The sequence below is a fragment of the Heliomicrobium undosum genome, assembly GCF_009877425.1.
GTDB classification, from domain to species: Bacteria; Bacillota; Desulfitobacteriia; order Heliobacteriales; family Heliobacteriaceae; genus Heliomicrobium; species Heliomicrobium undosum.
Window position 1 is genome coordinate 134,698 of the sequence record NZ_WXEY01000004.1, and the last position, 11,324, is coordinate 146,021.

At 57.9% G+C, this 11,324-nt stretch carries 10 protein-coding genes; 9 read left to right on the forward strand and 1 reads right to left on the reverse strand.

Annotation, left to right across the window (positions count from 1 at the left end; all coding sequences use genetic code 11):
- Positions 1-51 precede the first annotated feature (51 nt).
- Complete coding sequence (locus tag GTO91_RS05850) at positions 52-345, reverse strand: ArsR/SmtB family transcription factor (protein ID WP_161256266.1); 294 nt, start codon at positions 343-345, stop codon at positions 52-54.
- A gap of 520 nt (positions 346-865) precedes the next feature.
- Here GTO91_RS05850 and GTO91_RS05855 point away from each other — a divergent pair.
- From GTO91_RS05855 to GTO91_RS05895, 9 genes are all read left to right on the forward strand, one after another.
- Entirely contained in the window at positions 866-1,678 is an 813-nt protein-coding gene (locus GTO91_RS05855) for a stalk domain-containing protein (protein ID WP_161256269.1), read from the forward strand.
- 343 nt (positions 1,679-2,021) lie between these two features.
- Entirely contained in the window at positions 2,022-2,594 is a 573-nt protein-coding gene (locus GTO91_RS05860) for a tryptophan transporter (RefSeq protein WP_161256272.1), read from the forward strand.
- A gap of 122 nt (positions 2,595-2,716) precedes the next feature.
- Complete coding sequence (locus GTO91_RS05865; RefSeq protein WP_161256275.1) at positions 2,717-3,616, forward strand: energy-coupling factor ABC transporter ATP-binding protein; 900 nt, start codon at positions 2,717-2,719, stop codon at positions 3,614-3,616.
- 20 nt (positions 3,617-3,636) lie between these two features.
- Positions 3,637-4,632 (forward strand): energy-coupling factor ABC transporter ATP-binding protein, encoded by a 996-nt coding sequence (locus GTO91_RS05870; RefSeq protein ID WP_161256277.1) that lies wholly within the window; start codon positions 3,637-3,639, stop codon positions 4,630-4,632.
- Positions 4,623-5,396: an energy-coupling factor transporter transmembrane component T family protein gene (locus tag GTO91_RS05875; RefSeq protein WP_161256280.1), complete on the forward strand. Its 774-nt coding sequence runs from the start codon at positions 4,623-4,625 to the stop codon at positions 5,394-5,396. The genes GTO91_RS05870 and GTO91_RS05875 overlap by 10 nt, the downstream gene beginning before the upstream one ends.
- 369 nt (positions 5,397-5,765) lie before the next feature.
- Positions 5,766-8,351, forward strand: coding sequence for an MASE3 domain-containing protein (locus GTO91_RS05880; protein WP_161256283.1), 2,586 nt, complete (start codon positions 5,766-5,768; stop codon positions 8,349-8,351).
- Positions 8,352-8,464: 113 nt separating this feature from the next.
- A complete protein-coding gene (locus GTO91_RS05885; protein WP_161256286.1) occupies positions 8,465-9,355 on the forward strand; it encodes a cyclic nucleotide-binding domain-containing protein in 891 nt (296 codons plus the stop codon).
- A gap of 3 nt (positions 9,356-9,358) precedes the next feature.
- The gene (locus GTO91_RS05890; protein WP_161256291.1) at positions 9,359-10,498 is read left to right on the forward strand and encodes an SLC13 family permease; all 1,140 of its coding nucleotides are present in this window, start codon (positions 9,359-9,361) and stop codon (positions 10,496-10,498) included.
- 70 nt (positions 10,499-10,568) lie between these two features.
- Entirely contained in the window at positions 10,569-11,234 is a 666-nt protein-coding gene (locus tag GTO91_RS05895; RefSeq protein WP_161256295.1) for a tetratricopeptide repeat protein, read from the forward strand.
- The last annotated feature ends 90 nt before the right edge of the window (positions 11,235-11,324 follow it).

Consider the following 11,324-nt stretch of genomic DNA (forward strand, 5'->3'; position numbering starts at 1 on the left):
CTAACCGTGTCGATTCATCAAGAATTTTTGATGCAATAGAGCAAAAAAAGGTCACGAATCAAACAATTGGCCAATTGTGTGGAGGTAGGCCTGCAAGGTGTCCCGGTTTACGTTATAGTAGTTCCACTTCCCTTGGGCTACTTCGGAAATTAAACCAGCCTCTCTCAGTTCTTTGATGTGGTAGGAAACCTTGGATTGAAGCAACCCCATGCCTTCGACCAAGTCGCAGACGCAGACGCCCGGTTTGTTTGTCTCGTGGAACGTCGCTTCCCGGTTGGCGATGCGCAAGAAGATCTGCCAACGCAACGGGTCCGAGAAGGCTTTAGCGATTTTGACAACGTCCATGTGATCAACTCCTGCCTCTACTATATCAAAAAAAATTGATGCTATAACTCTGCGTATGGGGGGGGCTTTCGTTAAAATAGCCCAAATGCAGGTTAAGGCTCGCTCAATCTCGCTTTTTCAAAGTATTTCTCTTTAAATCGCAATGCCAGGTTGACGAGGGCGCTCATGACAGGCACTTCAATCAACTCCTTTTCTGATTCGGCGGGCCTTTTAGGCGAGCGCATGCTGCTGCTATTATATGTCAAAAAAAGCAAATATCATAGCATTCGCATCAAAAGTTTTTGTTATGTTATCGCAAAGTGCTTTTCCATCCGATTCCATCCTACGCTGCCGCCGATAAACTCGCATTTATGGGTGAGGATCTCCACGGTTGCTCCGACGGAAGGAAGCTGCAGGTCATGGAGACGGTGTGGACTTCGGAAGGATTTGGAGAGAGGATATGGCGAACGATAAATCTGCTTGGTAATATGGACACGCATGTTGCATTATTGAGGAAACTAGAATAATGGGAAGCGGTGCGATGAAAAAGACAATCGGCCATCTCTTGCTCACGACAACGGTGTACGCCTCTCTCCTTGGGATCGCGATTGCCGGTGAAGGCGGGCAATTCGCTGTTTCTGGTCATATCGACAATCAGGGGATCTTCGTCCCGCTGCGGGCGATCAGTGAAAAAATGCAATACACATTGGGTTGGGATGAAGCAACGCAGACCATTTCCGTCAGCAAGGGCGAGAAGGTGCTGCATCTGCAGATCGGCAATCATGATGTGGCGGTAAATGACCATGAAATGGTCCTTGACAGCCCCCCAAAAGTCATCGACGGACACACCTACGTGCCCCTGCGATTTATTGCAGAAAATATGGGTGTTCATGTCCACTGGGATCAGGCAACCTCTACGGCAGTTCTAGCGCCTATTGTGGAGAATCCCATCACCATCACGACCCAAAAAGAAGTCCATGATGATGCCGGCGTGTCTGTGAAGATTCAGTACCCCCAAATCGCAGGGATGGCAGACCCTGTCGCCCAGAACCGGATCAATCAAATGCTGAAAGACCGGATCATCGCTTTCAAAAAAGAACACATGACAAAATTGAAAGCCAATGCCGCTGAACTGTTGAAATTCGGTTATCAAGATACGACGATGGCGTTAGAATGCAATTACGAAGTCAAGTACAATCAAAAAGGGACTATTCGCTTTTTCTTTCGCGATTATGTTTATCCCGGCGGGCCTGAGGGGACCGCTTCTACGACGTCGCTGACAGTAAACATCATAACGGGGCAGACGGATGTCTCACCGGATTTGTTCTGGGATAGTATCCAACAATCGCCATAAGGATAACCCGTTTTTTTCTAACTTCCCTATAGCGCATTTTCCTTCCCTATGCTATAGTAAACCCAATCAACCTTTCCGAAGGCTGATACGGTTTGAGGGGAGCCCTGAAACCGGAGTTGAGATGAGAGAAGAGCACAATTTCATATGAGAGGAGTTGAGCCGAGTTGAGTTGAGCCGAGAAGCGCTTCGGAAGTGGAGTATTTCGCGGATCAAATCGGGTGCATTCATATTGCCCACTCAAGCCAGGCCGAACTCGGTCTGGCTTTCTTGGTTTTCTGGGCGAACAGTCATCCCGTCAACGACATCCATCGAACGAATCATAACAATCAGGAGGGGTACGCAAATGAACGGAGACAATCGTCCCGTATCCGTAACCAGTGAAACCGAATACGTCCAAACCGGCCGCAACGCCGGCCGGACGAAACAACTAGCCGTCGTGGCCATGCTCATCGCCATCGGCGCTGTCCTGCGCATGGTTGCTCCGCCCATCTTCGGCATCACGCCCAACTTCGTCATCGCCATGTACTGCCTGTCCATCGTCCTGGTCCGGCCCAAGTTCGGGGAAGCCCTGGCCATCGGCATCATCGGCGGCGCCCTCAGCATGGTCACCTCCAAGTCGCCGATCCCGTACATCAACCTGGTGTCTGAACCGGCGGGCGCCCTGGCCTGCGCCATGATCGTCGCCACCCTCTCCGACGTGACCATCGGTCGTTTTTCCCTCAAACCCCTCGTCGCCACGGTCATCGGCACCCTGGTCAGCGGTTCCCTCTATGTCTTGATCAACAAGTTCGCCCTGAACCTGCCGGCCGCTGCTGCCCAGGGCGCGCTGGTTGGCGTCGTTCTCCCGGTGACCTTGTTCAACGCCGTCATCGCCCAGGCCGTCTACCTGCCGGCCAAGAAGTTTCTGCGGCTGTAATGGTTCGCCTCCACCGATAAAAGGCTTTGCCGTGATATTCCGAACCAGCAATATCGATTGTGAATAATGATTGCGATCTGAAATTCTGAGATGATCAAGCAGAACACGGGGAGGTAACGCCAGTGCCGGCCATCCACATAGAAAACCTGTCTTTTCGATACCCCGATGCGGCCTCGCCGGCGCTGAGCGAAGTCAACCTGTCGATCCAACCGGGTGAATTCGTCGTCATCACCGGCGCAACCGGGGCAGGCAAAAGCACCCTGCTCCGCTGCATCAACGGCGTCATCCCGCATTTTCAGCCGGGAAGCCAGCAGGGACACGTCTGGATCGAGCCGGAAGGGCAGGGCCGTCTGGCCGTCGCCCGGATCGCGCCGCCCCACCTGGCCCGCCTGATTGGCAGCGTCTTTGACGACCCGGAAGGGCAGATCGTATCGCCCATTGTCGAGGAAGAGATCGCCTTCGCCCTCGAAAACACCGGCGTCGCCCCTGCGAAAATGGAGGCGCGCATCGTCAGCGCCCTGGCTGCCTGCGGCATCGCAGACCTGCGTCACCGGCCCACCAACGGACTCTCGGGCGGTCAAAAACAGCGGGTGGCCATCGCCGCCGCCCTGGCGCTGGCGCCTTCCATCCTTGTCCTTGACGAGCCCACATCAGAACTGGATCCGGACGGGACGGAAGCGGTGTTGAACGTCCTGACCGAATTGAACCGCCAGCAAGGGATCACGGTGATCATCGCCGAACAGAAGGTGAGCCATCTGGCGCCGCTCTGCGACCGCCTGATCCTCCTGGATCGGGGTCGCGTCGCCCTGGAGGGACCGCCCCGGCAGGCGCTGCTCCAGGGGAGCGTCTTCGAGAAGCTGGGGATTGAAATCCCAGCCCCCGTCCGGTTGGCCCAGGCGCTTGTCCGCGAAGGGCTGATCCCGACCTTCGGATCGCCCGGCGCGCCGTCCCTGCCCTTGACGGTCGATGAAGCCTTTCAACTGACGCGCCAACTGCTCGAACCGGAACGGCCGGAGTTATAAAAAAGGGGGAGGAAAAGCCGATGGATCTCATTCGCGGCGGCAAAGGAAGCGGCGACAAGTCAGCGCATGACAAGTCACCGCACGGCAAAGCAGCGCACGACAGGACTGTGCACGGCAAGGCCGTTCACGATACGTCGGCTAGCCGCAACGTCATCATCGAGGCGCGCGGTTTGCGCCACGCCTACCGCTCCGGGCGGGAGGCGCTGCAGGGTGTGGACGTGACCATCGGCGCCGGCGAGATGATCGCCGTCATCGGTCGCAACGGCGCCGGGAAGACGACGCTGACCAAGCATTGCAACGGCCTCTTGAAGCCGACGGCCGGAACGGTTCTTGTCGGCGGCCAGGATACGCGCAATGTCCCCGTCGCCCGCCTCGCCCGGACTGTGGGCTATGTGTTCCAAAACCCCGATCACATGATCTTTCATGAGACCCTTTTTGACGAGGTGGCCTTCGGTCCCCGCAACCTCGGCCTGACCGGCGTCGATGTGACGGCCCGGGTGGAGGCGGCCCTGTCTGCCGTCGGGTTGGAGGGCTTTCGGGACAGCGATCCGGCATCCCTCAGCCGGGGCCAGCGCAAACGGGCAGCCCTCGCCGCTGTGCTTGCCATGGAGACGCCGGTGATCATCGTCGATGAACCGACCGGCGGCCAGGATTACCGGGAGGCCCGGCAGATCATGGCGATCCTGCAGCAATTGAACCGGCGCGGCCACACCGTTCTGTTCATCACCCATGACATGGATCTGGTCCACGAGTACGCCCACCGGGTGCTCGTATTAAATGATGGACGGATTACCCTTGACGCCCCGCCGGCGGAACTGTTCCGCCATGAGGCGGCCCTGCAAGCGGCTGGACTGCGGTTGCCGCTTGCAGCAGAGTTGGCCCGCCGGTTGGCGCCCTTCGGCGTTCCCACAGCGGTGGATTCGGTGGACGCGCTCGCCGCCGCCGTGGCCCGGATAGCGAGGGGATGCGTGGGTGACCAAGACGCGATGGCAGGGAGGGCGGCCGCATGTCAGTGACGATCGAGTATGTCCCTGCGTCATCGCCGGTTCACCGTTTGCATGCGCTGACCAAGCTCTCGGCGGCGCTGGCGGTGCTGACGATCAGCCTCTTGCTCCGCGATCCCCTGTCTCTGTCGGTCCTGTTTTTGTCCCTGCTGGGCCTCTCTGCTGTCGCCGGTGTCGGTCGAGAAACGCTGGCCGCCGTCAAAGGGCTCTTCAAGGTGGCCCTCATCCTCATCCTCTTGCAGGTCTTTTTTTTCACCGAAGGCAACGTCATCGTCGGCCCCATTGCCGGCGTCTCCTGGCTAGCCATCACCGACGCGGGGCTGCTGTTTGGGATTTCCATGGCCCTGCGCATGATCACCATCGTCACCAGCTTCCTGCTTTTCCTGCTGACGACACCCATGCGCAGCACCGTGCTGGCGCTGGTGGAATACCTGAAGGTCCCCTATGACTACGCCTTTTTGTTCATCACGTCGTTGCGCTTCATCCCCACCTTCTTAGAAGAGGTGCGCCTGATCCGCGAGGCCCAGGAGGCGCGGGCCCACGACTTCGGCGGCGGCTCGCTGGCCCGGCTGAAGGCGATCTTCCCGCTGGCCCTGCCCCTGGTGAACCTGTCGTTGCAGCGAGCCGAACGGATGGCCATGGCCATGGAGACTCGAGGTTTTGGCCTGCCGGGTCGCACCTACTATCGTTCCGAGAAACCGGCGGCCGTCGACATGGCGGTTATTGCCGGACTCCTGCTGGCGATTGCCGCGATTGGGCTGCGGCAGTTCGGCTAAACCGCACCTAGGAAGACGTCCACGAAGATGCCTAGCCGAAAAAAATGCGCGGCGAATTTAATATGCAAAAAAGTCGTCTAACCGTGCGCGATACGGATAGACGACTTTTCCTTTTCTCAAATCACTGCCTCAATCTCAATTTTTTCAACAGCAGTCTTCACCAACATTCTTCATCAGCATTTTTCTCGATAATCGCTGTTTCTACACTGTTCTTCCAGCCAGGCGGAATCTCGGCATCTTTTCTCTATGAAGGCGACAATGAATTCGTTACAATAAGAACAATACATTACATAATCAGAAAACAGACCGAAAACAGCTATGGATGATTAACAAGAATCAGAGAAGCTGACATGGAAGGGGAGAGCGCCTGTGCAGTGGTCGCAGCCGACGTCCGAGAACCATCCTCAGAGCAGCGGCTTGACCGTCTTTCTCTGGGTGATGCTGTGTCTCGGCGCCTATGGACTCAGTGAAATCAGCTACCCGCTCTTTCACACCTTCATTGAATTCATCACCATCTGCATCAGCGTCGTCGTCCTGATCCTCGTGGTCAACACCTTTGCCCTGGCCTCCAACAGCTTCTTTCTCTACTTGGGGATCGCCTGCTTCTCGGCGGCCATCTTCGACATGCTCCATACGCTCGCCTATCAGGGGATGGGGATATTCCCCTCTTACGGAACCAACCTGGCGCCCCAGATGTGGCTGATCGCCCGTTACCTCGAAAGCACGGCCATGCTGCTCTCCATCTTCTTCATTCACCGCAAACCGAGGCCGGCAAACATCTTTGTGTTCTATGCCGGCCTGTCTGTCTTTTTCCTGCTTTCCGTATTTGTGTGGAAGAACTTCCCCGTCTGCTTCATCGACGGTCAAGGCTTGACGCCCTTTAAGAAAGTCAGTGAATACGTGATCTCGGGGATCATGATCATCTCCATCTATCTTCTGCGCACGCAGCGGGAAGATTTTCACCCCAAGGTGTATCGCTATCTCACCGCCTTTTTCGTCCTCTCCGTCGGCACCGAACTTTGTTTCACCTCCTATACGGAGATGTACGCCTTCTCCAATTTTCTCGGCCATTTGTTCAAGTTGGCCGCCTATTACAATCTCTACAAAGCGATCGTTGAGACGAGTCTGAAAGAACCTTATAATCTGCTCTTTTACCGCTTGAACCAATCGAACGAACGGTTGAAGCAGATGGCCGATGACCTCTCCCGGACGAACCGCCAATTGGCTGAGGAGATCACCGAGCGGGAACAAGCCCAGAACGATCTGTTCCTGGCGAAGGAGGCTGCCGAAGCGGCAAACCGGGCCAAAAGCGAATTCCTCGCCTCCATGAGCCATGAGATCCGGACGCCCATGAACGGCGTTATCGGCATGACAGAACTTCTCCTCGACACCCGCCTCGACGAAACCCAGCGCGATTATGTCATGACGGTCCAGTTCTCGGCCCAACTGCTGTTGAATATCATCAATGATATTCTCGATTACTCCAAGGTGGAGGCCGGCAAGCTGGAGTTGGAGCGCCGCCCCTTCGATCTGCCCCTCGCCGTCCGGCAGGTGGAGAAAACCCTCTCCCACCGGGCCAGTGAAAAAGGGTTGCTGCTCTGGGGATCCCTGGCGCCGGAAATTCCTGCCGGGTTTTGGGGCGACCCGGTGCGGATCCAGCAAATCCTCTTCAACCTGCTGGGAAACGCCATCAAGTTCACCGATAAAGGCGAAATCCACCTCCGCGTCTTTCCGGAGCGCAAAGAGGAGAAGCGCTGGACCTTGCGCTTCGAGGTCAAAGACACAGGCATCGGCATCGAAGCAGCCGATCAGAAAAAGCTGTTCCAGCCCTTCAGCCAGGCAGACGGTTCGAGCACCCGCAATTATGAGGGGACAGGGCTCGGTCTGGCCATATCGAAACGCCTCGTCGAGTTGATGGGCGGACAGATCGGCGTCATCAGCGAACCGGGGAAGGGTTCCACCTTCTGGTTCTCCGTGATTCTGGAACGCGCCGAGGGTTATACCGGCGATGACTGGATCGGCATTCCGGCCGGTTTCGGCTTTGCCCCCACAGATGGAGAAAAGGCGGCGGGGGCTTTCCCGTTGCGCTTCGACGGGCCGATCCTCCTGGTGGAGGACAACCCGATCAATCAGAAACTGGCCCTTAATTTGTTGAATAAATTCGGTTTGACCGCTCATGTGGCCGAAAACGGCTTGGAAGCGGTGGAGGCTTCTGCGCGCGCGGCCTACCGGCTGATCCTGATGGATTGCCATATGCCGGTGATGGACGGGTATGCGGCTACCCGGGCGATCCGGGAACGGGAACGGGAACGGGAGAAGGGCGTTCACACGCCGATCGTCGCCTTGACGGCCCGGGCCATGCAGGGTGATCGCGACGAGTGCCTGACCGTCGGCATGGATGATTACATCAGCAAACCCTTCAAGCGAGATGACCTGTGGCGGATCCTCCGCCGGTGGATGCCCGTGGAGGCAGAGCCGCTCATTGCCGCGACGACGGAAGGGACAGCGCTTGGGGCCGAAACAGCGCCGGCCGATGCAACTGCTAAAACGCCGGCAGAAGAAGCCCAGACCCTCGACATGGTCATGCTTGACGAGATCCGCACCGATTGGGTCGACCCGAGGGACCCCCGGGCGCTGGTACAACTGTTTGAAATGTTCTTCGGCAATATCGACGATCTCTTCCGGAACCTCGAAGAAGGCTGGCAGAACAGGGATGCGGAGAAATTCGTCATCGCCGCCCACAGCCTGAAGTCGGTCGGCGCCAACTTCGGCGCCAAGCGGTTCTCGCTGCTCAGCCTGGAACTGGAAAAGATGGGCCATGAGGGCCGTTTTGACGACGTGGATGGGAAGATTGAACAGTTGAAACTGGAGTTTGACGAGTACCGGCAGGCGCTCTGGGCTGTGCTGCCTGAGTTGCCTGCAGGAAATCGGAAGGAATCGATGCGTTCAATCTGAGGCGGTTTTTCCTCTGTTCGGGGCCTGCCGGCAGGAATTGCTTGTTGTCCTAAGAAAACCGGATCAGGAATGTTTGTTTTCAAAGGGACGACGAGATGTGGGGTCGGCTAGTTGTGTTTCGCAAAAGGATTGAACTGCTGGAAATCCCTTTGTTCTCAGGCCTCGATCGGGTGAACAAGGCAAAGCTGCTCCCGGAACTGGAAGATGTCCATTACCGGGAAGGGGACGTCATTTTTCGACAAGGCGATTTCGGCGACTCCCTGTACATCATCGCCCAGGGAACGGTGTCCGTCTGCCTCGGCGAGGGGGACGCCCGCCGAGAGATCAACCGGCTGGGCGAACAGGAGTCTTTCGGGGAAATGGCGCTTTTGACCGGGGAGCCCCGTTCGGCGACCATCGTGGCCGTCGACGACGTGATCCTGCTGCGCCTTTCTAAGGAACGTTTTGAGATCCTGCTGAAAAAGGACAACAACTTGGCCGTTCAGTTTGCCGGTATCCTGGCCAGACGACTCGCCGTGACGGGCAAGCAACTCTACGCCAAGCAACTAGCGCTGACCGCCGCCGGCGTCGGGGAGGCCCTGCCCATGGCGGCGCCAGCGAGCGCGGCCGGACTCATCGCGGAAAGACCAAAGGCGGAAGCGGCAGCAGCCGAAATCGCAGGGGCGGACGGGGCCGTCACCGTGACGAAAAAAGCCAACCTCGAAGGCGCGCCTGTGTCTCCGCTGGCAAAAGTGCCGGCGCTCGCCCGTTTCCTCCGGGGACGCAAACAACTCACCCTGGTCGTTGCGGTCGTCACATCGCTGCTGCTGCACGGGCTGCTTCTGGGCGTGGGCCTGCAAAACAACCATGCCGTTTTGATCGATCTGATCTGGGGGGCCACGGTCCTCTGGTCCTCCAACCTGTTTTCCCACAACATCATCAACCTGGCCCTGCCGGTGCTTGCCGTCTTGCTGGGCGGCGCCATGCCGGAGAAGGCCTTTTCCGGTTTTTCCAGCCCCACCTAGCTGTTGGTCGTCGGCGTCCTGGCCCTCTCGGCGGCGATCCGCAAAACCGGCCTGGTCTACCGGCTTGCCCTGCTCGTGCTGAGTCGCTTTCCGCCCAACTATCTGGCGCAGACGTTCGCCTGGACCGTGGCCGGCGCCGTCCTGACGCCGGTCATTCCTTCGCCTGACGGGCGCATCGCCATGATCGCCCCGGTGGTGACGGCCCTTTCCGAGACGCTCCGGCTAAAGCCGTGCAGCCGTGGCTCCATCGGGTTGGCCATGTCCTGCCTGTTGGGATTCGGTCACATGTCCTTCCTGTTCTTGAACGGCGCCGCCGTCTGCCTCCTGATCCTGGGGCTGCTGCCCGAGGATGTGCGTCAAACCGTCTCCTTCGGCGCATGGTTTGAGGCGGCCTTACCCATGGCAAGCGTCTTTCTGGCGCTCTCCTACCTCTCCATCGTGACCCTTTATCGCCATAAAGAGGAGATTCAACTGCGGCCCGATATCATCAAAGCCCAACTGCAGGTGCTTGGACCGCTTACGGTTTTTGAAAAACGGGCGCTTGTTGCCATCATCGTGTCTATCCTCGGCTTTCTTTTTGAACCCTGGCACCATGTCCATCCGGCCTGGGTTTCCCTGTCCAGTATGTTGATCGTCTACGGCAGTTCGGTCCTGCGCGATCAGGACATCCGGACAGAACTGGACTGGAACTTTTTGCTTTCCTTCGGCGCCATGCTCGGGATGGGCAACGCCATCTCGGCCAGCGGATTGACCGATGAATTGGCCCGCTATTGCGGCCCCTATCTGGCGGAATTTGTGACCAACACGCACCTCTTCTTCGGCTGTATCATCCTCTTCATCGTGCTGCTCCGATTCCTGCTGCCCCTGCCGCCGGCGCTGCTGGTCGCCATGCTCTCGATCACGCCCATCTCGTCCATGGCCGGTGTCAGTCCCTTTGTCATCGGTCTCGTGCTCCTCCTTTCCAGCAACCCCTGGTTCCTGCCCTTTCAGAACTGGATGTGCCACTCCCTTTTCGAGAATACGGAGGGCAAGCTCTTCCGACATGAGCAGACGGTTACACTGTCTCTCGCATATGTTTTCGTCTGTCTTGTCGCCGTCACCGTCTCCATTCCTTTTTGGCGAACACTCGGGTTGATTTATTGAAGGAAAATGACAGGCCGATATGAAATAGAAGAAGATGAAGCAGCACAAGATGAATCCGAGGTGATCGCCCTTGAAGACGGAGAAGGAAAAAGGCGCTATCCAAGATCCGGCCCTTTCGGCGCTCCGCCAATCGGCGGAAGGCGGCGACGCAGAGGCCCAGTACCAGTGGGCACTACGCTGCGAGGAAGGCCGGGGGGTTCCCCAAAGCGCAAAACAGGCCGTCGAATGGTTTGCCCGCGCAGCCGAACAGGGACACGGACCGGCGCAACTCAGTCTGGGTATGCTCTATGAGGACGGAACCGGCCTGTCTCCCAATGAGGTGGAGGCGGCGCGCTGGTACGAAAGAGCGGCGTCCCAAGGGATCGCTGAGGCGCAGTTATACCTGGCGCGCCTCTTTGCCGAGGGACGCGGCGTCGAGCGCGATGACGGCCGCGCGCTGGCGTGGTACCGGAAAGCGGCTGACCAGGGTGAGACCGACGCCCAGTTTGAATTGGCTCTCCTCTACGCCCTCGGCCAGGGTGTGGAAAAAGACGACGCCGAAGCGGTGCGCTGGTATCGCCTAGCGGCGGAACAGGGCCACATGGATGCCCAGTTCAACCTGGCATTCATGTATGAGGAAGGTCAGGGTCTCCCGCAAGACCGGAAGGAAGCCCTGGTATGGTATCGCAAGGCGGCGGAGCAGGGCGACGAGGAAGCCCAGAAAAAAGTGGCCGCCCTCTCCGGCAAGAGACGATAATCGGAAACAGGAAGGCCCCCGGAAAGACCGTCAGGTTTTTCACGGGGGCGCCCTTGTTTTCGAAAAGGATGGCAGGGAAATGAGACGGAG